Below are 23,954 nucleotides of genomic sequence, written 5' to 3' on the forward strand. Positions count from 1 at the left end.
AAACTGGGCATTGCAAATCCTGTCCAGAAGTTGCGGAATTGACGCAAGGAAAAGCGTTCGCGCGCAAAGGAGGGACGACATGCCAGCCGACGATATCGCCAATGACCGCCGCCAGGAGGCGCTGGATTACCACGAATTCCCCAAACCGGGTAAGCTGGAGATCCGCGCAACAAAGCCCATGGATACCGGGCGCGACCTGTCGAACGCCTATTCCCCCGGTGTCGCCGATGCCTGTCTGGAGATCGAGAAGAATCCGCTGGATGCGATGCGCTATACCGCGAAATCGAATCTGGTCGCGGTGATCTCGAACGGGACGGCGGTGCTTGGCTTGGGCAATATCGGCGCGCAGGCATCGAAGCCGGTGATGGAAGGCAAGGCGGTCCTTTTCAAGAAATTCGCCGGCGTCGATTGCTTCGATATCGAGGTGAACGAGACCGATCCCGAAAAGCTGGCCGATCTGGTCTGCAAGCTGGAACCGACCTTTGGCGCGGTGAACCTTGAAGATATCAAGGCCCCCGACTGCTTTCTGGTCGAACGGCTGTGCAAGGAACGGATGAATATTCCGGTTTTCCATGACGACCAGCACGGCACCGCGATTGTCGCAGCGGCCGCGGCCAGCAACGCGATGCGTCTGTCGGGCAAGAAATTCGAGGATATCAAGGTCGTGGCGCTTGGCGCAGGTGCGGCCGGGATCGCCTGCCTGAAGATGCTGATGGTGATGGGCGTCCGGCAGGACAATATCACCATGCTGGACAGCAAGGGCGTCGTGCATACGGGGCGCAACGATCTGAACCCCGAAAAGCAGGAATTCGCCCGCGATACCGAACTGCGCACCACGATAGAGGCGATGAAGGGCGCGGATCTGTTCCTTGGCGTTTCCGGCCCCGGCCTTCTGACGCGCGAGATGGTGGCGCAGATGGCCGACAGGCCGATCATCTTCGCGCTTGCGAACCCGACGCCGGAAATCATGCCGGAAGAGGCCCGCGCCGCCGCCCCGAACGCCCTGATTGCGACCGGCCGCAGCGATTATCCCAATCAGGTCAACAACGTCCTGTGTTTCCCCTTCATCTTCCGCGGTGCGCTGGATACCGGCGCGACCCAGATCAATGACGAGATGAAGGTGGCCTGCGTCGAAGCTATTGCGGCCCTTGCCCGCGAAACCACCTCGGCCGAGGTCGGGCAGGCCTACCGGGGCGAGGTGCTGACCTTCGGGCCGGAATACCTGATCCCGAAACCATTCGATCCGCGCCTGCTGCCGACCATCGCCACCGCCGTTGCGAAAGCCGCGATGGAATCGGGCGTGGCCACCCGAGAGCTTGATCTGGACGATTACACCCGCCGCCTGCAGGGTCGCGTCTATCGCAGCTACAATATCATGCGCAGCGTGTTCGAGGCCGACCGGATGGCCCGCCGCAGGCTGGTCTTTGCCGAGGGCGAGGATGAACGCATCCTGCATACCGCCAGCCAGTTGATCGAGGAAGGTCACGACACCCCCATCCTGATCGGCCGGCCAGAGGTGATCCAGCAAAGGCTCGACCGCGAGGGCATCCGGCTGGATCTGGACCGGATCGAGGTCATCAACCCCGAAAGCGACGCGCGCTATCGCGATTACTGGACCGCCTATCACAAGCTGATGCGGCGTCAGGGTGTCTCGCCCGACCTCGCGCGCGCAATCATCCGCACCAATACGACGGCAATCGCGGCGATGATGGTGCATCTGGGTGCGGCGGACGCGATGATCTGCGGGACGTTCGGCGAATATCGCTGGCATCTGCGCTATGTCAGCGAAATCCTCGCGCGCGGGAATGCGCATCCGGTCGGGGCGCTGTCGCTGATCATCCTGGATCGCGGGCCGCTGTTCATTGCCGATACGCAGGTCCATCTGGACCCGACGCCGCAGCAGATTGCCGAAACCGTCATCGGTGCCGCCCGCCATATCCGCCGCTTCGGGGTCGAACCCAAGATCGCGCTGTGTTCCGCATCTCAGTTCGGCAATCTCGACACCGATACCAGCCGGAACATGCGCGCGGCGATGGAAATTCTGGACGGGATGGATCTCGATTTCGAATATGAGGGCGAGATGCCTGCCGATCTGGCGCTTGACCCGGAACTGCGCGAGAAACTCTATCCCGAAGGGCGGCTGACCGGGAAGGCAAACGGCCTTGTCTATGCCAATGCCGAAATCGCCAATGCGGCGCGCAATATGCTGCGTTCGGTCGCGGGCGGGCTGGAGGTCGGGCCGATCCTGATGGGGATGGAAAACCGCGCCCATATCGTGACGCCGGGCATTACCGTGCGCGGGCTGATGAATATCTCGGCCCTCGCCGGGACGAACGTGTCCAGCTATAGCTGACGACAACCTGCACAGCCGGCAGGCAACGCGCCGGCTGTGTCCGCTTCCCCATCGCATCACGGCATTATCGCCCTTACCCAGTCACCCGGATTCGGGCTAGGCTTGGCGCAAACGCCTGAGGGGACGGGGCATGACCGAATTTGCAATCATCTGGGACTGGATCGGCTTTGCGGTCCGCTGGGTCCATGTCATCACCGCCATCGCCTGGATCGGGTCGAGCTTCTATTTCATCGCGCTCGATCTTGGGCTGCGCAAATCGCCGCATCTGCCGCCGGGCGCGCATGGCGAGGAATGGCAGGTTCACGGCGGCGGTTTCTATCACATCCAGAAATATCTGGTCGCACCGGAAAACATGCCGGACCACCTGATCTGGTTCAAATGGGAAAGCTATTCGACATGGCTGTCGGGCGCGGCACTGCTGATGATCGTCTACTGGGTCGGGGGCGAGCTGTTCCTGATCGACCCCGCCAAGGCTGACCTGGCGCTGTGGCAGGGGATCATCATTTCCGCGCTGTCCCTGTCGGTCGGCTGGCTGGTCTATGACTTTCTGTGCAAATCCCCGCTTGGTGAACGCCCGACGCTGCTGATGCTGCTGTTATTCGGGCTGCTGGTCGTCATGGGCTACGGATATAATCAGATATTCACGGGCCGTGCGACCATGCTGCATCTGGGTGCGTTCACCGCCACGATCATGACGGCCAACGTGTTCTTCATCATCATGCCGAACCAGCGCATCGTGGTGAAAGACCTGCAGGAGGGCCGCAAGCCTGACCCGAAATACGGTAAGATCGCCAAGCTGCGCTCGACCCATAACAACTACCTGACGCTGCCGGTCATCTTCCTGATGCTGTCAACGCACTACCCGCTGGCCTTCGCGACCGAATATAACTGGCTGATCGCCGCGCTGATCTTCCTGATGGGCGTCACGATCCGGCATTTCTTCAATACCATGCATTCGGGCGGCGGCATGAAGTGGTGGACATGGGCTGTCACCGCCATGCTGTTCATCGGGGTAATGTGGCTGTCGACCGCGCCCTTGTGGCAGTCGAGCTATGAGGCGTCAGAGTCGCGCACCCTTTCGCCAGCGCAGCAGAAATTCGCCGATGCGGCGGGTTTCGATCAGGTCATGAACATCGTCCCCGGTCGTTGTGCGATGTGCCACGCGAGAGAGCCGGGCTATGAAGGCATTCATCGTGCCCCAAAGGATCTGCTGCTGGAAACGCCAGACGACGTGACCCGCGCGGCCCGCCAGATTTATCTGCAGGCCGGGCTGACGCAGGCCATGCCGCCGGTGAATGTCAGCTTCATGGAACCTGAGGAGCGTCAGGCGATTGTCGATTGGTATCGCGCCGCAACCGGGCTGGAGCCGCGCAAGCTCGCCGTGAACTGAGGCCGCGGCTGTCCTGCGGCGTAGTCATACATTGTCACACAGGTGACGCGACGCCTGTCACCCTGCGCGACCGGCGGCGGGACAGAAGCAATTGCCTCGGGTGAATGGGGCGCGTAATCATTCCAGCGGCGAAAGTGCCTTGGGTGGGCCGGTTCAAGAAATTGCAGGTAATATGAAGATCACAGACGTTTCCATCGTTCCGGTCCTGCTGAGTGGCGGATCTGGCACAAGGCTTTGGCCGCTGTCCCGCAAGTCATATCCGAAGCAATTCGCGCCGCTTCTTGGCGATCTGACACTGTTTCAGCAGGCCGCCTTGCGTTTCGCTCCGGACGCGTCTCAGGCCGGTGCAAGCCCTGCTTTCAGCGCACCGCTGGTGGTGACGGGGTCAGATTTTCGCTTCATCGTCGTCGAGCAGCTTGCTGAACTGGGCATAGATCCCGGTGCGGTCATCATCGAACCCGAGGGGCGCAATACCGCCCCTGCGATCCTGACGGCCGCATTCTATCTGATGGCGCGCGACCCTGATGCGATCATGCTGGTCGCGCCGTCCGATCACGCGATCCCGGATGCGCTTGCATTTCGCGAGGCGGTCGGGCGGGGCCTGCCAGCGGTCGAAAAAGGGCGCATCGTCACCTTCGGGATAACGCCTGACCGGGCCGAAACCGGCTATGGCTATGTTGAACTCGGCGCGCGGCCCGCCGCGTCGGAAGGCCCTGTCGATCTTGTGCGTTTTGTCGAAAAGCCGGATTCCGCGCGCGCGGAAGCCATGTGCGCATCGGGAAATTTTCTGTGGAATGCCGGAATATTTCTGGCCCGCGCGGCAGATATGGTCGAGGCATTTCGCCTGCATGCGCCCGATGTTGTCGACCCGGTCGCAGAGGCACTGAAAAAGGCCACCGCCGATCTGGGCTTTCTCAGGCTTGCCCCCGAGGAATACGCACGCGTGCCGTCAATCTCGGTCGATTACGCCGTGATGGAGAAGGCCGATAACCTTGCCGTTGTGCCGTTTTCGGCCGGGTGGTCAGATCTTGGCGGCTGGGACGCGGTCTGGAGAGAGCAGGGCGCGGACGCGGATGGTGTCGCGCTGACCGGACCGGCTGAAGCGATTGGCTGCACCGATACGTTGTTGCGTGCCGAAAGCGATGCTCAGGTTCTTGTCGGCATCGGCTTGGATAATATCGTTGCCGTTGCCATGCCGGATGCGGTTCTGGTCGCGCCCAAGGATCGCGCGCAGGATGTGAAACTTGCGGTAGAGCTTCTGAAGAAGCGGGGGCGCGCGCAGGCCGAAACGCTGCCGCGCGACTATCGCCCGTGGGGCTGGTATGAAACACTGGTTCTCGGCCCGCGCTTTCAGGTCAAGCGCATCGTCGTCCATCCCGGCGCGGCACTCAGCTTGCAAAGCCACCACCACCGCGCCGAACACTGGATCGTGGTCGAGGGGACGGCAAAGGTCACGATTGACGATACGACTCAACTCGTGACCGAAAACCAGTCGGTCTATATCCCGCTTGGGGCGGTTCACCGTATGGAAAATCCCGGCAAGGTTCCCATGGTCCTGATCGAAGTTCAGACCGGCACTTATCTGGGCGAGGATGACATCATTCGATACGAGGATGTCTATGCGCGCGGGCAGGGGGCCAAAGGCTGATGCCGGCTGCGCTGTCCTGTTTCAAGGCTTACGATATCCGGGGACGGCTTGGCACCGATCTGGATGCCGCGATTGCCCGACGTATCGGGCGTGGTTTTGCACGCGCGCTGGATGCGAAAAAGGTCGTGCTGGGCCGCGACATTCGCGCGTCGTCGGCGGAACTGGCGTCGGCTGTCGCTGATGCGCTGATCGACGAGGGGGTCGAGGTGCTGGATCTTGGACTGGCCGGGACCGAAGAGATGTATTTCGCGGTCAGCCATTTCGGCGCGGATGGCGGGATAGAGGTCACCGCCTCGCATAATCCGATGGATTATAACGGCATGAAGATGGTGCGCGCGGGCTCTGCGCCGCTCGGGTCGGCAACGGGACTTGATGCTGTGCAGGCGCTGGCGGAGGCCGACGATTTCGGCCCCGCGCGCGACGGGGGACGCCTCTGTGACATATCGGCCGAGGCGCGTGCGGCCTATGTCGCGCGCCTGATGAGTTTCATCGACACCGATGCCCTGCGTCCGCTGAGGATCGTCGTGAATGCCGGCAACGGTGCCGCCGGACCGACCTTCGACGCCATTGCCGATGCACTTGCCGCGCGGAACGCACCGCTTCGGTTCCTGCGCATACATCATGAGCCCGACGGCAGTTTCCCGAACGGCATTCCGAATCCGCTTCTGCGCGAAAACCAGCCCGCGACGGCGGAAGCCGTGCGCGCAGCGGATGCGGATATGGGTATCGCCTTTGATGGCGATTTCGACCGCTGCTTCTTCTTCGACGAAACCGGGCGCTTCGTTGATGGCGAATATATTGTCGGGCTGCTCGCGGCGGCGTTCCTGTCGCGCGAGCCGGGCGCGCGCATCGTCCACGACCCGCGCGTGATCTGGAACACCCGCGACATCGTCGAAAGCGCCGGCGGCGTCCCGATTCAGTCGCGCACCGGGCATGCGTTTCTGAAAGCGGCCTTGCGCGAACACGATGCGGTTTATGGCGGCGAAATGTCGGCACACCACTATTTCCGCGACTTCGTCTTTTGCGACAGCGGTATGATCCCGTGGCTGCTGGTGGCAGAGCTGATGGGCCGCACCGGGCAGCCGCTTTCTGCGCTGGTGGCCGAACGACGCGCGGCCTTCCCGTCATCCGGTGAGATAAACTTCACGGTTGAGAACGCGGCAGCGATCCGTGACAGGGTCGAGGCGGAATTCGCCCCCGACGCGGTCGGACGCGACGACATGGACGGCCTTTCGCTGGATATGGGAAGCTGGCGCTTCAACCTGCGCAGTTCGAATACCGAGCCATTGCTGCGCCTGAATGTCGAGGCGAGGGGCGACCGTGACCTGCTCGACCGGCAGGTGGCGCGCCTGTCCGCCCTTATCCAGGCCGGCGCATGACCTGTTATCAGCCGCTCGGCAGTGGATAGTTCGCCAGCGTCAGAAGCCGCGACATTTCGGCATGATGCTCTCGCGGCATCAGCGCGAAAAGATCGTCTCTCAGCGTGGGATATTGTGGCGCGCGTTCAAGGAACATGGCGCGGTGGTAATGCAGGATGCGCGCATCCTCGGTGCCTGACATATCCTCTCGATTCGAGATCGAGTAGTTATAGACATCGGGCAGCGCCTCATATTCCAGACCGAAACGTTTGATCGTCAACGGCATGGTGATCTGGTCCAGCCAGGGACGCTTCTGGGCAATCGAACAGTTCCAGTCGAAATCGCTGGCCGTTTCCAGCCAGAGCTGGCCGAAATGCTTGCCGTCATGGACCGCTGAATTCGCAAAGCCCACGAAACCCGCATTGAAATAAGGGTAATAGCTGCGCTGCGCGCCACGCGTCAGGGTGACGCGGTCGGTGGGCAGGTCCATGCCGTAATGGGCATAGGCCCGCCGCCAGCGATCATTCTGCTCGCCCCATGTCGGAACACCTTCGGGCACCGCGAACACGGTCCCGGCCCTTTCAAAATCCAGTTCCGGGAAGGGGCGCAGGCAGACCATGTCGGTATCTAGAAACAGCGTCGCCTCGCTGTCCCGGCACTCCGCCGCTGCAAGCAGCTTGTTGCCATGCGGATAGTCCTTCTTCCACATCCCGTCAGCGTCCCGCAGCTGGCAGACACGAACCCCGCAAAGGTCGAACAGCGCCTGCGTCGCCGGGCTGAGCTTGCCGAATGCGCGTTCGGGCGCATAGGCGACAAGCTCCGTCGCTGGGGTATCCGCGAGCTGGCGGTATAGCGATGAGACAAGCAGAAGCGATTGCGCCTGAAGCCTTTCGCCATCGACGATAAAGATGATTGAGAGGGATCTGTTCATCATCGTGCCCACCTGATTTCGCTGCAGGTTATGCGACACGGACGTCGCGGACCACCGGCTTATGCGGAAAATTGCGCGAACCCAAGCGGTTCCGCAGCGCGCAAAAGCATTTGCGATCCGGCTGCTACAGCTTTTTCAGCGCCAGATCGGCGCGCGCGGCAAAGCTGTCCTCGCCCGGATCCAGCGCCATGTCGCCGATGCGTTGCTGCCACTCGACCGTCGCCTGCGCCAGACCATTCGGCAGGCCGAGTTCTTCCAACGTGATTGCAACCTCGCGCATTTCGGCGGCGCGCCGGCGTCCGTGGACCATCATGCGTTCGAGATTGTACGCCGCCTGCTTCGGCCAGTCGATTTCGGGGTTCGAGGCCGAAAGCGAGGCCAGCACCTTCTCCTCGACGCCCGCGCGCCGTGCGGCAAGCAGACATTCGGCGGTCAGCGCCTCCATCCCCTTTATCATGACCGAACGCATCATCTTTATCGAAGACGCATCGCCGATATTCTCGCCCATGACGCGCGCGTTCATCCCCATCGCCCCAAGAACCTCTGCCGCGTCTTTCGCATGCGGCCCGGCGATCAGAAGCGGGGTCTTGTGCATCTTGGGATAAACCGGGGCCATGATGGCAATATCGACATAGCGCCCGCCTGCCGCGTCGATGGTTGCTGCCGAGCGCCGCTTTGCGCCGGGCGAGCAGGAATTGCCGTCGAACCAGAAGCTGCCTTGCCTCAGCAATTCCGCGCATTCCTCGGCTGCGGCGGTGGCACGATCGGCTGTGACAAGGCAGAAGACCGCATCGGCAGCTTCAAGCGCGGCTGCGCGGTTGCCGGTCAGCGTCACACCCGCACGTGCCGCGCGCTCTTTTGGCAGGGCGGCAAGCTTCGGTTCCGCGACCTTTATGTCGTAGGCCCGGCTTCGGCCCGCGATCTCGGGACCGAGACCGGTCGCGAAAGCCTCTGCCGCTTCGCCGAAGCCGATAAAGCCGAGAGTGGGATTGTCGGTATTCATGATATCCTCCGCCCTTGCGCGGCGATTGGACCCGATCAACACCGTGCCGCGCAAGCCATAATAGCTTGTTCTTATCTTGTCGGACGCGGTTTGGAATTGAATCCTGCGAGCGGGCAGGTCAAAACCACGCTGGTATCGGAGGAGTGATGCAAAGACCTGCCAGTTCCCGAAACGAGCGGCTGCCGCGTGCCGGCCAGCCGATGCGTTGCGCGTGACCCGGCTGTTCCGGCCGCGCCACGGTTTTCTGCGGCTTGCCCTGATCTATCTTGCGGGCGCCGTGATCGGCTGGCTGGGGACGCTGGCGGGCCTGCCACTGCCTTACATGATCGGACCGCTGCTGATGACGGCCGCGCTGTCGCTTTCGCAGCGGCTGACCGCGCCTTTGCCGGTGAGGACACGACCCTTCGGTCAGGCGGTTGTCGCATCGACAGTCGGGCTTGCCTTCACGCCTGCGGCGCTGCGTGCCGTGATCGAGGCGATGCCGCTGCTGATCGTCATGTCGGCCATGACGGCAAGCCTCGCGCTTGCGGTTTCGGTCCTGCAGGCGCGGCTGTCAGGCGCGCGGCTGTCGCGCATGGTGCTTGCGACCTTCCCGGTCGCGCCGGTCGAATCCGCGGTCATCGCCGAAAGCGTCGGTATCCCGCCCGCGCCCGTCGTCATGGCACAGACGCTGCGCATTGCCGCCATCGTCGTTTCGGTGCCGCTGCTTATTTATGCCATTGACGGTCGGCCACAGATCGCCGCCCTTCCGGCAAGTGCGGGCTGGAACCCGGCGGGGCTGATCGTGCTGATCGCGGTTGCGGCGGGGGGCGGGTTCCTGTTCAGGCTGCTCGGTTGGGCCAATCCGTTCTTTCTGGGTCCGCTGGCCGCTGCCGGTGCGGTGACGGCGGCGGGATTTGAGCTGCCGCATTACCCTGCGGTGATGCTAGCGGCTGCGCAGATTCTGCTGGGCGCATGGCTTGGTTCGACCTTTCAGCCGCATCTGTTCAGGGGTGCGCGCCGCGAGATGGTCGTATCGCTTGGCGGCACGCTGCTGATGCTGACACTGACATGCGCGGGCGCGGTGATGTTGTCGCGCCTGACTGGCATCGGCTGGGAGGTGCTGGTTCTTGGCGTGGCACCCGGCGGTGTCACCGAAATGGCGTTGACGGCGCAGTATCTGCATCTCGACCCGTCGCTGGTGACGGCGGCGCATGTCGTGCGCATCTTCATGCTGATGCCGCTGGCTCGGCCGCTGATCCGGCTGGTCGGGCGGATCGAGGCGCGTAGCGGCTAGGGGGCCGCTGACGCGTCAACCGGCCAGTTGGGTGCTGACGGCCTGTGCGAATGCCTGCGTGTTCAGATCGCCGCCAAGGTCGCGGGTCCTGGTGGCCGGATCGGCAAGGCACCGTTCCAGCGCATCAAGAACGGACCTGCCGGCAGCCAGCAGGTCCGGGCGTTCATGCCGTGCGCCCAGCCATTCCAGCAGCATCCCCATCGACCCGATCAGCGAGGCAGGATTTGCGATACCCTTGCCAGCGATATCCGGCGCAGAGCCGTGTTGCGCCTGCGCCATCGCGTGATCGGCCCCGGCATTCAGCGACGCTGCGAGGCCGAGACTTCCCGAAAGCTCGGACGCGAGGTCGGACAGAATATCGCCGAACATGTTCGTGGTCACAATAACGTCGAAATCGGCGGGCCGGCGCACAAGATGGGCGCAGGCGGCGTCAACAATTAGCTCCTCATAGTTGATTTCACGATGGCGTTCCGCGACCTCTCGGCAGCATGCCAGAAACAGCCCATCCGTCAGGCGCAGCACGTTCTGCTTGTGGACCGCAGTGACCTTGCCGCGCCGCCCGGCCGCGCCAGCGAATGCGGCTTCGGCGATACGCATCGACGCCTGCCGTGTGATCCGTCGCATTGCCAGCGTGACATCTTCTGTCACCTGCAACTCTCCCGGCCCAGAATGCATCGAGCGGTCGGCGTAGAAGCCTTCGGTGTTCTCGCGATAGATGACCATATCGAAGCGCGCCCCGGTCGCCGAAGGCAGATGATCTCGCGTCCGCGCCGGTCGGATATTGGCATAGAGATCGAGCCGCTTGCGAAGCTCTCCCGATGGGTTCAGCCCGCCCTGGTCGCGCGGCGGATAGCCCAGATGCGAGACCGGCCCGAGGATCAGCCCGTCGGCACTGCGCGCCGCTTCGAACGCGGCTTCCGGGAATGTGCTGCCCTGCGAGGCAAGCGCCGTCTCGCCGATCTCGATTTCGCTCAGATCGAACGCAAGACCGTGCTTTGTCGCGAAAGTTTCCAGAACCATCCGCGTGGCTGCGGTGATTTCTGGGCCAATCCCGTCGCCGGGCAGGAAAGCTATCTTCATCTGTCGTTCCCCTCGCATGCGTTCCCGGTGGCGCTGATCCAGCCTGCAAAAAGACCGGGCGCAGCGCCGCGCAGGGCCTCAGCGCGTCAGGTAGATGACGTTCATCTGCGATTCCAGCGCGGGATCGGGGAAAATCATCCGCGCGCGATCGCGAGAGACTACTTCTACCAACGCGATATCCGACCACACCTGTCCGATGACGGGCGCGTTCAGCGGATCGGGGGCCAGGGCGGCATAATCGGGGACTTCGCTTCCCTGAACGAAGCCGGTGCCAAGATAGATCAGCCGCCCGGCATCTTCGTGGACCGTCCCGCGTGTGCGCTGCGAGCCCGAGGTCTTCTCGAAGCTGTTACCTTCAACCCGGCAGTCGAAATTGCCATAGACGATCAGCGCCGAGCTTTCGCCCGCCTTGATCGTCCGGCACTTCCAGTCGCCCTGCAGGGCATCCATCGCTTCGTTCGGCGGCATGGCCGGCCCGCGCAGCGACTGCACCAGCATCGCGACGTCGTCAGAGTTTTCGCTGTTGAAGGCCTGACGCAGCGCGCCGCTGAAATGGACGCTGAAATTGTTCAGCCGGTCGGCATCGTCCGGCCTCACCGTCGTGCCGTCGCTGAGTGTCATGGGCCCTGTCTCCTGTCCATAAACAGGCAGGCTCAGGCACAGTGTCAGGGCGGCAATGGCGGTTCTTCGCATGGTCAGGCTCCGTCGTCTGATCTATGCCTCATCTACTGCGTGGGCGCGCAGAAGTTCCAAGGGAACCACATCAATTGCCCGTGCATGGGTCGCTTCCAGGACCACCTTCGGCGCGGCGAATTCCTGCGCGGCCTGAAGGAAACGCGCGGCACAAAGGCACCACTGATCGCCGGGTTTCAGCCCCGGAAAACGGAATTCGGGCCGTGGCGTGGACAGGTCGTTGCCAAGATATTTCGAAAGGGCCAGAAACTCTGCCGTCACGATCACGCAGACCGTATGGCTGCCCTGATCCTGCGCCGAGGTGTTGCAGCACCCATCGCGAAAGAACCCGGTCAACGGATCGGTCGAGCAGGGGGCGAGTGGTCCGCCCAGGACATTCAGCGATGGTTCCATTGGACCCTCCTGATCGCGATTGGGCAAGTCTTACAGTTCCTGCGGCTGCCAGTCGATCCAGCGACCGTGGAAATCGGCGCGCCCCAGGTGCCACCGGCGATGCTCACCCGCCCAAAGATCAAGCGTCAGCGCCGCGCCGCCCGGTCGATTGTCGGCCTCCATCGCGAAATGGGCAAGCGGGTCCGTGCTGCTGGCTGCGGCACCGGCACGGGACAGCCGCGCGGTGACGCGGCGCTGGGTTTCGGGTGGGAAATACTGGAAGGCGATGGTGTGATACACAAAGCTCAGCGCACCTTCGCGAGCCAGGGGAACGTGGTCGAGCCAATCCGCGGCATCCCCCCGCTCGACGCTCGGCGGATGGGTAGTGGCATGGGCGATCGCGGCATCAAGCCGTGCCAGCCGGTCGGGTTGATCGGGCCAGATATAGGCGCGCATGCGCAGCGGGTCGGACCGATCAAGCGGTGCAAGATCGACACCGCGCCGCACCGTAGTTGTCAATTCGGTTGCCATGGGCGCCGACCCCGACCAATCGGGCCGCAGGATCAGTGGCGCTTCAGCAGGTCCGATACGTTTCCCTTTTACTTCAATTGCATAATCTGGAAAATTCAGGTTAAGACCGGCACTTGCGCCAAGTTCTGACAGGGCCAGCGGCAGGCTGTGGTCAAGCTGCTGCACGGCAAAGGCTGCTGCCGCAATCAGCGCGGCCGACCGACCCACTTCATTCGTCTGGGGGGCAAAATTCAGCCAGTCGAGAATGCGCACCTGATGCGCGGCAATTGCATCCTGCAGCAGGCTCTCTGGTGCCTCGCCCCGCGCATAGGCGGCCGCCAGATCGGGGGCCGAACCGTCCAGCACAAGCCCATGCAGTGCCCCGGCAAGACGCAGCGGGACCGAGGCGCCGCGGGACGAGATGTCGCCGTGCCAGCCCCGCACCTTTGCGGCGACGGCTCCGCTGTCCTGTGACAGAATATTGCCAAGGTTTTCAACGATCCGCGCGGTCAGATCCGAGCCGAGCTGCCGACAGGATTGCGCCTGATCGTCAAAGGCGGCACGAATATGCGTCACCTGAACCGGCCCGCGAGGGACTGAAGCTTCTCGGCAAGGCTCTGCGCCGGTTTTTCCTCGGGCGTTGGCGGCTTCGGCGCTGGGTTCGGGCGCGCGACCCGCGCATCGGCCTGCGTCGGTCCGCGCCCCGGATTCATCCGCAGCGCCACCTTGTTCTGAAAGCCCGGCCCGTCGCCCGCTGCCAGCGCCTCGGCCCCGTCCGAGATCCCGCGCATCAGATCATCCAGCCAATCCGCATCTGACTTGGCGAAATCGGACAGGACATAGCCGGCCACGCGATCCTTGTGACCGGGATGGCCGATGCCCAGACGGACCCGGTGATATGCCTCGCCGATATGCTGGTGGATCGAGCGCAGGCCGTTATGGCCAGCATGGCCCCCACCCAGCTTCACGCGGCATTTGCCGGGTGCAAGGTCAAGTTCGTCGTGAACGACGATCACATCTTCTGGCTGGATCTTCAGATAGCGCATGGCCTCGCCGACCGACTGGCCCGACAGGTTCATGAAGGTCGCGGGCTTCAGCAGCATGACCTTTTCGGACCCGAGACGGCCTTCCGCGACCTCGCCCTGAAAGCGCGAGCGCCACGGGGAAAAGCCGTGATCGCCCGCGATCCGGTCCACCGCCATGAAGCCGATATTATGGCGGTTCGCTGCGTATTTCGCGCCCGGATTGCCAAGCCCAACGATCAGTTTCATGCCGTTATCCGTCCAGATTCAAACTCAAATTCGATCCATCCCTTGCGGATGAGATCGGGCGTAAATAAGACTCTGTCAACCTTTCGAAGGTAGAACACCGCTCTGCCGGGGTCCGCTCCGGCCTCGAATCGACAGGGCGAAGGTAATCGGGCAGGAAAAGACATGATCGATCCGGCAGAATTCTACATGAACACGCTTGTCCCCATGGTGGTCGAACAGACCTCACGCGGGGAACGGGCCTACGATATTTTCTCGCGGCTGCTGAAGGAACGGATTATCTTCGTCTCGGGTCCCGTGCATGACGGAATGTCGACGCTGATCTGCGCACAGCTTCTGTTTCTGGAGGCGGAGAACCCGTCCAAGGAAATCTCCATGTATATCAACAGCCCGGGCGGTGTCGTGACGGCCGGTCTGTCGATCTATGACACGATGCAGTATATCCGGCCGCGGATTTCGACGCTGGTGATCGGGCAGGCAGCTTCGATGGGTTCGCTGCTGCTTTGCGCCGGCGAAAAGGGGCAGCGCTATTCGCTGCCGAACAGCCGTATCATGGTCCACCAGCCCTCGGGCGGGTTCCAGGGGCAGGCGACCGATATCCTTATTCATGCGCGCGAAACCGAAAAGCTGAAGCGCCGCCTGAACGAGATCTATGTCCATCATACCGGCCAGTCGCTGAAAGACGTGGAAGAGGCACTGGAACGTGATCGCTTCATGTCCCCTGAAGAAGCGAAGGATTGGGGCCTGATTGACGAGGTGCTGAGCCCGCGTGGCAAGGCCGAGGCAGAGACGAAGTGACCCGCGACCGGCCTTGCGTGCCGGTGCGAGTTGGGGATTGAGACTTGGGGCCACGGCCCCTAACATGGGCTTACCCGCATCGGGAGCCGGCGGATTTGAACCGCGCAGGACGTAAGGACGTAGCATGGCGACAGAGACCGACAGCAAGAACACGCTCTATTGCAGCTTCTGCGGCAAGAGCCAGCACGAGGTGCGCAAGCTGATTGCGGGCCCGACAGTGTTCATCTGCGACGAATGCGTCGAACTCTGCATGGATATCATCCGCGAGGAAACGAAGTCCTCCGGTTTGAAATCCGGCGAAGGGGTGCCGACGCCGCTGGAAATCTGCCAGGTTCTTGATGATTACGTGATCGGTCAGGAACGCGCCAAGCGTGTTCTTTCGGTGGCGGTGCACAACCATTACAAACGGCTGAACCACGGCGCGAAATCCGACATCGAACTGGCGAAGTCGAACATCCTGCTGATTGGTCCGACCGGCTGCGGCAAGACGCTGCTGGCGCAGACGCTCGCGCGTATTCTGGACGTTCCCTTCACGATGGCCGACGCGACGACCCTGACCGAGGCCGGCTATGTCGGCGAGGATGTCGAGAATATCATTCTCAAGCTGCTTCAGGCGTCGGAATATAATGTCGAGCGCGCACAGCGCGGTATCGTCTATATCGACGAGGTCGACAAGATCACCCGCAAGTCCGACAACCCCTCGATCACGCGCGACGTGTCCGGGGAAGGTGTTCAGCAGGCGCTGCTGAAGATCATGGAAGGCACCGTTGCCAGCGTGCCGCCGCAGGGCGGGCGCAAGCATCCGCAGCAGGAATTCCTGCAGGTGGACACGACGAATATCCTGTTCGTTTGCGGTGGTGCATTTGCGGGTCTGGACCGTATCATCGCGCAGCGCAACAAGGGCACGGCGATGGGTTTCGGTGCCTCGGTCAAGGAAAACGACGACCGCGGTGTCGGCGAACTCTTCAAAGAGCTGGAGCCCGAGGATCTGCTGAAATTCGGCCTGATCCCGGAATTTGTCGGCCGCCTGCCGGTAATCGCGACCCTGACCGATCTGGACGAGGAAGCGCTGATTATTATTCTGACCAAGCCGAAGAATGCGCTGGTGAAGCAGTATCAGCGCCTGTTCGATCTGGAAGGCGTCAAGCTGACCTTTACCGAGGACGCGCTCTCTGCCATTGCCAAGCGCGCTATCAAGCGCAAGACGGGCGCGCGTGGTCTGCGTTCGATCATGGAAGACATCCTGCTGGATACCATGTTCGAATTGCCGGGCCTCGAAAGTGTCGAGGAGGTCGTGGTGAATGAAGAAGCGGTCGACAATTCGTCGGCAAAGCCCCTGATCATTCATGCCGAGGCGAAGAAGGAAAGCGCCAAGACAGCGGTCTGATCGCACCCGCATCGCATCATTCAAAAGGCCGGGGCATGTCCCCGGCCTTTGCGTTTCGGCCGCGCGAAGGTGGCGTAATGGTCCGGCCGTGTCGTCATGACTGACTGGACAATACAGGATGCTCCGCTGCGATGCCCAGAGCGCACAGCATCGCCCCGCGTGCGGAGCGGCCAGTGCTTAACAACCTCTCGTGCCGGGCATGGCGTGGCACGATCTTCAGGCCCTAGGGGATAGGCAAAAAAATGCACGAAGCGAAGGCGTGTCGCATACAACTGTCCGCGAACTGCCCCGCACCTCACATGCCGGAAAGGCTTACACGCACCCGAACGTTGCGATAAGCGGATGTCACGACACCGGTCTGAACGCTGAGAGGATGCCGTGAAAATCGTCGCCACGATCTGTGCCCTTGGCCTCGGCTTTCCGGCCGCCGCCGACCCTTTTGAAAGCTTCGGCACCGCGATGAAATACGGGCTGCCGCTGGCGGCTGCCGTCTGCGCGGTCGATCAGGACCGGGCAGAGGATTTTGCCGTTCGCGGCATTTTGCAAGCTGGCATCGTTCTGGCGACGAAGCGGTATTTCGACGGAAAGCCAATCTCTCGCCGCCCCACGGGCGCGGGCGAGGGCTTTCCGTCGGGACATACGGCTGCAGCATTTTTCGGCGCGTCGGATCTGGCGGGCAAATGCTTTGAAGACCAACCCGAGGCGGGCGCGATGGCATACGGGGCCGCAGGCCTGACCGGCTATAGCCGCATCCATGCTGGCGAGCATACGCCGCAGCAGGTCTGGACCGGTGCGCTGATCGGCTTCAGCTTCGGCGCCGCCGATTTCGGGATCGGGACTGATGGGGCGTCGTTCAGTGTTGGGATGAAGTTCTGACCTGTTCGGCCGGCCAGCTTTCGATTTCCGCTGCCACCAGATCCTGCAATTCCCAGATATAGGGATCGTGAATCCCGGCGGCTTCCAGCCCCTGCGCCGTGCGCAGCAAATATTCGCTGCCCGATCCCGCCGCGCCATTCGCGCGTGCCAGCAGCCGCGCCTGATCGCCGACTGTCAGATTCGTCAGCGGCACGTCGATCGGATCGGCATAGAAGGTCAGCGCCTCGGAACGCTTGCCGTCCACCTCGACCTCTATCCAGCGTGCATTTGCGGCCAGTTCATGGGCAACAAGCTCTCGTTTCAGGACCGCGCGCAGCGATTCCTGTTCGGTCCCCGGTGCGACCTCAAGGATCAGGCCTTCGCACTTCCCGCCCGAGGCAAGCGCCAGCATCAGGCCCGGATGCTCGGCCGTGCCACGGAAATGATCCAGCGCGATGCTGAACTGCCGGTGCCAGCCGATGGCCGTCGCGCGCCGACTGGCCGAAACCGCAAAGCCCGGATTCCAGATTAGCGACCCATAGGCGAAGATCGGCACCGGCAGCGGGCGGTTTCGGGTCAGCTGATCCGCCAGCTTGTCCAGGTCGGCATCGTCCAACAGGTGCCATTCGTCCCGGTATCGCGGCCCGTCGACGGCGCGTGTTGCCCGCTGCACAAGCGCGTCGGTCAGGCGAAGCTGCGATGGCCCGGCGTCAGACATCCAAGCCTTCTTCTTCGACGAAGCGGGCATTTTCCTGAATATATTCGAAGCGCAGCTCGGGCTTCTTGCCCATCAGGCGTTCGACCAGATCGCCGGTTTCGCCGGCCGCATCCTCATCAATCGTGACGCGGATCAGCTTGCGCGTGGCCGGGTTCATGGTCGTGTCCTTCAGGTCCTTGGCGTCCATTTCGCCCAAGCCCTTGAACCGCTGCACGTCGATCTTGCCCTTCCCGCCGATGCCGGTGGCCAACAGCCGCTCCTTTTCCGCGTCGTCCGCGACATAGACGCGGTGCTGACCCTGCGTCAGCCGGTAAAGCGGCGGGCAAGCCAGATACAGATGCCCCTTGTCGATCATCGGGCGCATCTGGGTGAAAAAGAACGTCATCAGCAGTGATGCGATATGCGCGCCGTCGACATCGGCATCGGTCATGATGATGATCTTGTCATAGCGCAGATCATCAACGTTGAACTTCGTCCCCATGCCGACGCCAAGCGCCTGACACAGATCGCTGATTTCCGCGTTCGACCCCAGCTTGCCCGAGGCCGCGCCGAGCACGTTCAGGATCTTGCCCTTCAAGGGCAGCAGCGCTTGCGTCGTCCGGTCGCGCGCCTGTTTGGCCGACCCCCCGGCGCTGTCGCCTTCGACGATGAACAATTCCGTGCCGCTGCGGTTCTTGGCCGAACAATCGACCAGCTTGCCGGGCAGTCGCAGCTTTTGCGTCGCGGTCTTGCGTTGGGTTTCCTTTTCCTGACGGCGGCGCAGGCGTTCTTCGGCCCGCAGGACCAGAAAATCGAGGATCGCACCCGCCGATTTCGGGTCCGCCGCCAGCCAGTTGTCGAAATGATCGCGCACCGCGCCTTCGACCAGCCGCTGCGCCTCGACCGTGGCCAGCCGGTCCTTGGTCTGGCCGACGAATTCCGGTTCGCGGATGAAGCAGGATACCAGCGCGCAGCCCCCGGTCAGCAGGTCCTCGCGGGTGATCTGGGCGGCCTTCTTGTTGTTGGCCAACTCGCCATAGGCACGCACGCCCTTCAGGATCGCGGACCAGAACCCGGCCTCGTGCGTGCCGCCTTCGGGGGTGGGGACGGTGTTACAATAGGACTGGATGAAGCCGTCGCGCGACGGCGTCCAGTTGATGGCCCAATCGACCTTGCCCGGCACGCCGAAACGGCCCTGAAAATCAACGTTCCCGGCAAAGGGCCGCTCGGAATAGGTGGTCACGCCGTCCAGCGTTTCGGTCAGGTAATCGGCCAGCCCGCCGGGAAAGTGGAAAACGGCTTCCATCGGGGTTTCGCCGTCGTCGATTTCCGATTTCCAGCGGATTTCCACGCCGCTGAACAGATAGGCCTTGGATTTCACCATCTTCAGCAGCCGTGCTGGCTTGAAACGGTGATGGCCGAAGATTTCCTCATCCGCGTGGAAGGTGACGGTGGTGCCGCGCCGGTTCGGGGCCGCGCCGACCTTGGCGACCGGGCCTTGCGGCACACCGCGAGAGAACCGCTGTTCGAACAGTTCCTTGTTCCGCGCGACCTGCACAACCATGCTGTCCGAAAGCGCGTTCACGACAGATGCACCGACCCCGTGCAACCCGCCCGAGGTCTGATAGGCATCGCCCGAGAACTTGCCGCCCGCATGCAGCGTGCACAGGATCACCTCCAGCGCGGATTTGCCGGGGAATTTCGGATGCGGGTCGATGGGAATGCCGCGCCCGTTATCGCGAACGACGACGCTGTAATCGGCCTGCAATTCGACCTCGATCCGTGTGGCGTGGCCCGCGACAGCCTCGTCCATCGAGTTATCGAGGATTTCCGCCACCAGATGGTGCAGCGCGCGTTCGTCAGTCCCGCCGATATACATGCCGGGGCGCTTGCGAACAGGCTCCAGCCCCTCCAGCACCTCGATCGAGGCGGCGGAATAGGTGCTGTCTTCCTGTGTCGTCGGGAAAAGATCGTCGGCCATGCGCTGCTCGTTTTATTGATTTCGCCGGTTATCTCATGAAGGGGCGGCTCGGGGCAAGGGTTTGCGGTCGGGTTGCCGGGGGCCGCTAGGTGTAGCTCCGGCCGCCGACTGTGAAGCCGGATGCGCTGTCATCCAAACTGCGAGCCGCGCCGCGTCAAAGCTTGCTGCCCCGCTCCCGACGCCTTTGGCCGTCCTGCTTGTCGCGCTATTCCGGCTCGGCGAGCCTTGCCTCCCACATTTTCTGGAAGGCGGGGCGCGCCTGCGCGTCTGTCAGCCACTGGTGAAGTGCAGGAAACTGTTCCATCAACGGCCCGTAACCCTGCGCGTAGCGCATCGTCTCTGCCATGGCGATGTCTGCCACGGTAAAGCGGCCACTGACCAGATAGCCATGCCGCGCGATGTGATCCTCGATCACCTGAAAGGGCCGGACCAGCCGCTCGGCCGCGTTGGCGATCAGGGCCTGATCTTCACCCGACTGGGACTGGCCACGTCCATGCAGAAACAGAAGGGTCAGCGCGTCCGGCTCTACCGCGGTGGCGGCGTAGAAGCACCATTGCATCATCAGTGCGTCCTCGGCTTCGCTCTTGGGACCGACAGGCGCGCCGTGCTTCCGGGCAAGGTGCATGATGATGGCGTAGGATTCCGTCAGCAGCAGCCCGTCATCCTCGACAACGGGGATCGCTCCGGCAGGCGACAGCTTCAGGAATGCGGGCGAATGCGTGTTCAGGGGTGCGTCCGGTGCATCGGGGTCGCGCAGGCGATACGCCTGAATGACCGGCACCTGCTTGTAGGGCAGGCCGATCTCGTTACAAAGCCAGATGATGCGCGAGGCCCGCGACCGGGTGACGCCGTGAATGGTCAGCATGATGAACTCCGCATTTATCCGCTTTCCCGCAACCTAGGGTCAGTTCGCAATCTGTGAAAGCGGAATGCGTCGCCCGGTGCGCTGCCGGGCGCGCTAAAGCCAGTCTTCGGCACCGGTGCCGGTCAGTTGCGACAGGCAGGTCAGCCCCTCGCGGCCGGCCCGCTCATCCAGACCCTGCGCGATTTCTGTGGCAAGCGAGAAGCCGGAATAGATCAGCGCCGAATAAAGCTGCACCGCGCTCGCTCCGGCGCGCAGCTTCTGCCAGGCGTCATCGACGCTGCCGATTCCGCCGACGCCGATCAGTGGGATATGGCCGCCGGTCAGTCGGTAAAGCTTTGCCAGAACCCGCGTCGAGCGTTCGAACAGGGGCCGCCCCGACATTCCGCCGGCCTCGGGCGCGTGTTCGCTGCGAAGTCCATCGCGCGACAGCGTGGTATTCGTCGCGATAATGGCGTCGATGCCGGTCTGGCGCGCGACCTGCGCAATATCGGCAAGGCCCGCATCGTCCAGATCGGGCGCGATCTTCAGAAAGACCGGGCGATGCGCCGGAAGGGCGTCGCGGGCCTCGATCACGCCCTGCAGCAACGCGGCGAGCGCGTCGGCGCCTTGCAGATCGCGGAGCTTTTCGGTGTTCGGCGATGAGACATTCACGGTCAGAAAATCGGCATGCGCCCCGGCAACCCTGACGACCTCGGCGAAATCGGCGGCGCGGTCCTTGCTGTCCTTGTTCGCACCGATATTCAGGCCGACCGGAATGCCCGCCGGGCGCGCGCCCATGCGTTCGGAAATCGCTGCAACCCCGTCATTATTGAAGCCGAAGCGGTTGATGATGGCGCGGTCCTCGGTCAGCCGGAAAAGCCGGGGTCTGGGGTTGCCGGGTTGCGGGCGGGGGGTGGCGGCGCCGCATTCGACAAAGCCGAATCCGGCGCGCATCAGCGCGGGCAGGGTGCGCGCATTCTTGTCATAGCCTGCCGCAAGCCCGACGGGGTTCGGCAGGTCCAGCCCGGCCAAGCTTGTTTTCAGCCGCCCCGATGTCACCGGCGCACCCGGCAGCGGGACGAGCCCGGCGCGCAGCGCCTTGATCGACAGATCATGCGCCTGTTCCGGATCGAGCCGGTGCAGGGCGCGCAGGCCGAATGTCTCGATCAGCTTCACGGCAGTGCCCCGATCTCGAAACCGCCGCCGGGTTTGCGGGGCAGCGGGCGCGATAAGGCGACCTCATCCAGCCTTAATGCGCGGTAAAGATGCGGAAACAGAAGCCCGCCGCGCGACGGCTCCCAGCGAAGCGCATCGCCAAGGATCTCGGCGTCGCAGGCCAGAAGCCAAAGACCGTCCTCACCCGAGAAATGCTTGTCGAGCGTTCCCGCAAGCGTTTCGGCGGTCGAGAAGTGGATATACCCGTCGGCAAGATCGACCGGCGCGCCGGCAGTTTCGCCCGCCGCCCGGAACTGCTGCCATTCGGTATCGCGAAGCACTTTGAAGATCATCATGGCGCTGTTTCAGGCCTTGCGCCGTCCGGGTCAAGGGGGCGCCTGCCATACCGCTGTCGTGAAGTCGCGATATGCGTTCAGCGTTTGACCTGCGCGCAATGCCGCGCCAATCTGTTCGATGATGACGTCCGGTCCTGCCCGTTGAGGAGATAACGATGACCAAGTCCCGCCTGATGGCGACCGCAGCCGCGCTTTCGCTTTTCGCCGGTGCCGCGAATGCTGAATATGTGCTGCATGTCCTGCACACCAACGATCTTCACAGCCGCATCGAGGAGATCAACAAATATGATTCGACCTGCGACGCAGAGACGTCGGCGGCTGGTGAATGCTTCGGCGGGATTGCCCGCGTGGCGACCAAGGTGAAAGAACTGACCGACCAGATCACTGCCGAAGGCGGAAATGTAATTCTGCTCGACGCGGGCGATCAGTATCAGGGCAGCCTGTTTTACACGACCTACAAGGGCAAGGATGTGGTCGAGTTCATGACCGCTGTTGGCTATGACGCCATGGCGGTCGGCAATCACGAATTCGACGACGGCGATGACGGTCTGGCGTTGCTTGCGGAAGGCGTGGACTTCCCGGTCATCTCCGGCAACCTCGATCTCAGCCAGAACAACCGGCTGAAAGACATTGTCGATGGAACCGCCGTGCTGGATGTCGGCGGTCAGAAGGTCGGTATCATCTCGGCGCTGGCGACCGACACGCCCGAGACGTCCTCGCCGTCGGACAGCGTGATCTTTCAGGACGAGATCGAGGCGCTGACTGCGGATGCGCAGGAACTGAGCGATGCGGGCGTCGACAAGATCATCGCGCTGACCCATACCGGTTATCTGAAGGATCAGGAAATCGCCGAGACGGTTCCGGGCGTCGATGCAGTTGTCGGTGGGCACAGCCATACGCTGCTGGGTGACATGGAAGGCGCTGCTGGCCCTTATCCGACCATGGTCGCGGGCGCAGGCGGGGATGAGGTTCCGGTCGTAACTGCCTATGCCTATTCAAAATACCTTGGCCACCTCGTGCTGACTTTTGACGATTCCGGCAAGCTTATCAAAGCCGAGGGCCAGCCGGTGCTGCTGGACAGTTCGGTCACACCGGACGAGACGCTGAGCGCGCGCATCAAGGAGCTTGCGGCGCCGATCGAAGAGCTGAAGAACAAGATCGTCGCGGAAACCAAGACCGAGATCGGTGCCGACCGGAACGACTGCCGTGCGCGGGAATGCGTGATGGGCACGCTCGTGGCGGATGCGATGCTCGACCGGGTCAAGGATCAGGGCGTGACAATCGCCATTCAGAACGGCGGCGGGCTTCGCGCCTCGATTGACGCCGGGCCGATCTCGATGGGCGAAATCATCTCGGTTCTGCCGTTCCAGAACACGCTTGCAACCTTCAAGCTGAAAGGCTCGGACGTCGTCGCCGCGCTTGAGAACGGCGCCAGTCAGATGGAAGAGGGCGCGGGCCGCTTCTCGCAGGTGGCGGGACTGAAATACACCGTTGATCCGGCCGCCGAAGCCGGCAAGCGGATCAGCGACGTGCAGGTGATGAAGGACGGCAACTGGGTGCCTATCGACCGCTCGGCGGAATATGGTGTCGTGTCGAACAACTATATGCGCAATGGCGGCGACGGCTATTCCGTGTTCGAGGCGAATGCGACCCAGGTTTACGATTTCGGGCCTGATCTAGCCGATGTCCTGGCGGAATACATCGCCAGACAGGGTGCGGACTTCTCGCCTGCCACGGACGGCCGCATCACCGTGGTCGGTGACGAGGCCGCTGCTGCACCGGAGGCAGATGCAGACGCCCGCGCCGACGCTGCCGCGACAGACGGCGCGACCGAAGCAGAGCCTGCAGCCGACGCGGAACCGGCAGCGGCGGAAGCGCCCGCAGACGCGGAGGCGGCAAGCGATTCCGCAGCGGATGCGCCCGCTTCCGAAACCCCGTCGGAGGCCGAGACGGCACCTGCCGCACAGTAAGCCGCCGCAAAGATCCGAAGCCCGGCCCA

General features: G+C 62.9%; 21 protein-coding genes. 9 read left to right on the plus strand and 12 right to left on the minus strand.

Translation table 11 applies throughout. The features are described 5' to 3' along the window. Positions 1–79 precede the first annotated feature (79 nt). The 4 genes from FQV27_RS00805 to FQV27_RS00820 all read left to right on the plus strand — a co-directional run bounded on the left by FQV27_RS00805 (position 80) and on the right by FQV27_RS00820 (position 6,770). Complete coding sequence (locus FQV27_RS00805; protein ID WP_147095807.1) at positions 80–2,353, plus strand: NADP-dependent malic enzyme; 2,274 nt, start codon at positions 80–82, stop codon at positions 2,351–2,353. A gap of 130 nt (positions 2,354–2,483) precedes the next feature. Beyond that, complete coding sequence (locus FQV27_RS00810) at positions 2,484–3,743, plus strand: urate hydroxylase PuuD (RefSeq protein ID WP_147095809.1); 1,260 nt, start codon at positions 2,484–2,486, stop codon at positions 3,741–3,743. A gap of 172 nt (positions 3,744–3,915) precedes the next feature. Further along, on the plus strand, positions 3,916–5,391 hold the full coding sequence (locus FQV27_RS00815; protein WP_147095811.1) for a mannose-1-phosphate guanylyltransferase/mannose-6-phosphate isomerase: 1,476 nt from the start codon (positions 3,916–3,918) through the stop codon (positions 5,389–5,391). After that, positions 5,391–6,770: a phosphohexomutase domain-containing protein gene (locus tag FQV27_RS00820; protein ID WP_147095813.1), complete on the plus strand. Its 1,380-nt coding sequence runs from the start codon at positions 5,391–5,393 to the stop codon at positions 6,768–6,770. The genes FQV27_RS00815 and FQV27_RS00820 overlap by 1 nt, the downstream gene beginning before the upstream one ends. A gap of 7 nt (positions 6,771–6,777) precedes the next feature. On the opposite strand, the gene FQV27_RS00825 is transcribed toward FQV27_RS00820, so the two are convergent. Together FQV27_RS00825 and FQV27_RS00830 are read right to left on the minus strand one after the other, a co-directional pair. After that, positions 6,778–7,683, minus strand: a complete 906-nt coding sequence (locus FQV27_RS00825; RefSeq protein ID WP_147095815.1) for a hypothetical protein — start codon at positions 7,681–7,683, stop codon at positions 6,778–6,780. A 121-nt stretch (positions 7,684–7,804) separates the two neighbouring features. Further along, positions 7,805–8,683, minus strand: coding sequence for an NAD(P)-dependent oxidoreductase (locus FQV27_RS00830; protein WP_147095817.1), 879 nt, complete (start codon positions 8,681–8,683; stop codon positions 7,805–7,807). A 211-nt stretch (positions 8,684–8,894) separates the two neighbouring features. On the opposite strand from FQV27_RS00830, the gene FQV27_RS00835 reads away from it, so the two are divergent. Further along, positions 8,895–9,959, plus strand: coding sequence for an AbrB family transcriptional regulator (locus FQV27_RS00835; protein WP_186827172.1), 1,065 nt, complete (start codon positions 8,895–8,897; stop codon positions 9,957–9,959). Positions 9,960–9,974: 15 nt separating this feature from the next. On the opposite strand, the gene FQV27_RS00840 is transcribed toward FQV27_RS00835, so the two are convergent. From FQV27_RS00840 to pth, 5 genes are all read right to left on the minus strand, one after another. Further along, positions 9,975–11,039 carry an isocitrate/isopropylmalate dehydrogenase family protein gene (locus FQV27_RS00840; protein ID WP_147095821.1) on the minus strand — a complete coding sequence of 355 codons (1,065 nt, stop codon included), beginning with the start codon at positions 11,037–11,039 and terminating at the stop codon, positions 9,975–9,977. A 78-nt stretch (positions 11,040–11,117) separates the two neighbouring features. After that, a complete protein-coding gene (locus FQV27_RS00845) occupies positions 11,118–11,660 on the minus strand; it encodes a DUF4893 domain-containing protein (RefSeq protein WP_186827173.1) in 543 nt (180 codons plus the stop codon). Positions 11,661–11,753: 93 nt separating this feature from the next. Then, a complete protein-coding gene (locus tag FQV27_RS00850) occupies positions 11,754–12,125 on the minus strand; it encodes a DUF2237 family protein (RefSeq protein WP_147095824.1) in 372 nt (123 codons plus the stop codon). A gap of 30 nt (positions 12,126–12,155) precedes the next feature. After that, the gene (locus FQV27_RS00855; RefSeq protein WP_147095826.1) at positions 12,156–13,190 is read right to left on the minus strand and encodes a DUF2332 domain-containing protein; all 1,035 of its coding nucleotides are present in this window, start codon (positions 13,188–13,190) and stop codon (positions 12,156–12,158) included. Beyond that, on the minus strand, positions 13,187–13,885 hold the full coding sequence (gene pth, locus FQV27_RS00860; RefSeq protein WP_147095828.1) for an aminoacyl-tRNA hydrolase: 699 nt from the start codon (positions 13,883–13,885) through the stop codon (positions 13,187–13,189). Before pth ends, FQV27_RS00855 begins: the two co-directional genes overlap by 4 nt. 162 nt (positions 13,886–14,047) lie before the next feature. Between pth and FQV27_RS00865 the strand changes: the two genes are divergently transcribed. From FQV27_RS00865 to FQV27_RS00875, 3 genes are all read left to right on the plus strand, one after another. Beyond that, positions 14,048–14,680 (plus strand): ATP-dependent Clp protease proteolytic subunit, encoded by a 633-nt coding sequence (locus FQV27_RS00865; RefSeq protein ID WP_147095830.1) that lies wholly within the window; start codon positions 14,048–14,050, stop codon positions 14,678–14,680. A 124-nt stretch (positions 14,681–14,804) separates the two neighbouring features. After that, positions 14,805–16,067, plus strand: coding sequence for an ATP-dependent Clp protease ATP-binding subunit ClpX (clpX, locus tag FQV27_RS00870; RefSeq protein WP_147095832.1), 1,263 nt, complete (start codon positions 14,805–14,807; stop codon positions 16,065–16,067). A gap of 378 nt (positions 16,068–16,445) precedes the next feature. Beyond that, positions 16,446–16,943, plus strand: a complete 498-nt coding sequence (locus FQV27_RS00875) for a phosphatase PAP2 family protein (protein WP_246132953.1) — start codon at positions 16,446–16,448, stop codon at positions 16,941–16,943. Here FQV27_RS00875 and FQV27_RS00880 read toward each other — a convergent pair. The 5 genes from FQV27_RS00880 to FQV27_RS00900 form a co-directional block, all read right to left on the minus strand. Next, positions 16,921–17,640 carry a gamma-glutamylcyclotransferase gene (locus FQV27_RS00880; RefSeq protein ID WP_186827174.1) on the minus strand — a complete coding sequence of 240 codons (720 nt, stop codon included), beginning with the start codon at positions 17,638–17,640 and terminating at the stop codon, positions 16,921–16,923. The two genes, FQV27_RS00875 and FQV27_RS00880, sit on opposite strands and share 23 nt — an antisense overlap. Beyond that, complete coding sequence (parE, locus tag FQV27_RS00885) at positions 17,633–19,600, minus strand: DNA topoisomerase IV subunit B (RefSeq protein ID WP_147095836.1); 1,968 nt, start codon at positions 19,598–19,600, stop codon at positions 17,633–17,635. Before parE ends, FQV27_RS00880 begins: the two co-directional genes overlap by 8 nt. Before the next feature lie 205 nt (positions 19,601–19,805). Then, positions 19,806–20,465 (minus strand): glutathione S-transferase family protein, encoded by a 660-nt coding sequence (locus tag FQV27_RS00890; protein ID WP_147095838.1) that lies wholly within the window; start codon positions 20,463–20,465, stop codon positions 19,806–19,808. Between the two features lie 93 nt (positions 20,466–20,558). Next, the gene (locus FQV27_RS00895; RefSeq protein ID WP_147095840.1) at positions 20,559–21,620 is read right to left on the minus strand and encodes a quinone-dependent dihydroorotate dehydrogenase; all 1,062 of its coding nucleotides are present in this window, start codon (positions 21,618–21,620) and stop codon (positions 20,559–20,561) included. Beyond that, positions 21,617–21,955 (minus strand): DUF952 domain-containing protein, encoded by a 339-nt coding sequence (locus tag FQV27_RS00900; RefSeq protein ID WP_147095842.1) that lies wholly within the window; start codon positions 21,953–21,955, stop codon positions 21,617–21,619. Before FQV27_RS00900 ends, FQV27_RS00895 begins: the two co-directional genes overlap by 4 nt. Before the next feature lie 155 nt (positions 21,956–22,110). On the opposite strand from FQV27_RS00900, the gene FQV27_RS00905 reads away from it, so the two are divergent. Beyond that, complete coding sequence (locus tag FQV27_RS00905; RefSeq protein WP_147095844.1) at positions 22,111–23,925, plus strand: bifunctional metallophosphatase/5'-nucleotidase; 1,815 nt, start codon at positions 22,111–22,113, stop codon at positions 23,923–23,925. Positions 23,926–23,954 lie beyond the last annotated feature (29 nt).

It is taken from the genome of Paracoccus aurantiacus (assembly GCF_007993065.1).
Taxonomy (GTDB): domain Bacteria; phylum Pseudomonadota; class Alphaproteobacteria; order Rhodobacterales; family Rhodobacteraceae; genus Paracoccus; species Paracoccus aurantiacus.

Bases quoted from the DNA above. Each gene is read 5' to 3' on its own strand.
- FQV27_RS00850 (WP_147095824.1), bottom strand. From the start codon at position 12,125: ATGGAACCATCGCTGAATGTCCTGGGCGGACCACTCGCCCCCTGCTCG.
- FQV27_RS00900 (WP_147095842.1), bottom strand. From the start codon at position 21,955: ATGATGATCTTCAAAGTGCTTCGCGATACCGAATGGCAGCAGTTCCGG.
- FQV27_RS00865 (WP_147095830.1), top strand. From the start codon at position 14,048: ATGATCGATCCGGCAGAATTCTACATGAACACGCTTGTCCCCATGGTG.
- FQV27_RS00825 (WP_147095815.1), bottom strand. From the start codon at position 7,683: ATGATGAACAGATCCCTCTCAATCATCTTTATCGTCGATGGCGAAAGG.
- FQV27_RS00840 (WP_147095821.1), bottom strand. From the start codon at position 11,039: ATGAAGATAGCTTTCCTGCCCGGCGACGGGATTGGCCCAGAAATCACC.
- FQV27_RS00810 (WP_147095809.1), top strand. From the start codon at position 2,484: ATGACCGAATTTGCAATCATCTGGGACTGGATCGGCTTTGCGGTCCGC.
- FQV27_RS00820 (WP_147095813.1), top strand. From the start codon at position 5,391: ATGCCGGCTGCGCTGTCCTGTTTCAAGGCTTACGATATCCGGGGACGG.
- FQV27_RS00845 (WP_186827173.1), bottom strand. From the start codon at position 11,660: ATGACACTCAGCGACGGCACGACGGTGAGGCCGGACGATGCCGACCGG.
- FQV27_RS00830 (WP_147095817.1), bottom strand. From the start codon at position 8,683: ATGAATACCGACAATCCCACTCTCGGCTTTATCGGCTTCGGCGAAGCG.
- FQV27_RS00815 (WP_147095811.1), top strand. From the start codon at position 3,916: ATGAAGATCACAGACGTTTCCATCGTTCCGGTCCTGCTGAGTGGCGGA.
- parE (WP_147095836.1), bottom strand. From the start codon at position 19,600: ATGGCCGACGATCTTTTCCCGACGACACAGGAAGACAGCACCTATTCC.
- FQV27_RS00880 (WP_186827174.1), bottom strand. From the start codon at position 17,640: ATGTCTGACGCCGGGCCATCGCAGCTTCGCCTGACCGACGCGCTTGTG.
- pth (WP_147095828.1), bottom strand. From the start codon at position 13,885: ATGAAACTGATCGTTGGGCTTGGCAATCCGGGCGCGAAATACGCAGCG.
- FQV27_RS00805 (WP_147095807.1), top strand. From the start codon at position 80: ATGCCAGCCGACGATATCGCCAATGACCGCCGCCAGGAGGCGCTGGAT.
- FQV27_RS00905 (WP_147095844.1), top strand. From the start codon at position 22,111: ATGACCAAGTCCCGCCTGATGGCGACCGCAGCCGCGCTTTCGCTTTTC.
- FQV27_RS00890 (WP_147095838.1), bottom strand. From the start codon at position 20,465: ATGCTGACCATTCACGGCGTCACCCGGTCGCGGGCCTCGCGCATCATC.
- clpX (WP_147095832.1), top strand. From the start codon at position 14,805: ATGGCGACAGAGACCGACAGCAAGAACACGCTCTATTGCAGCTTCTGC.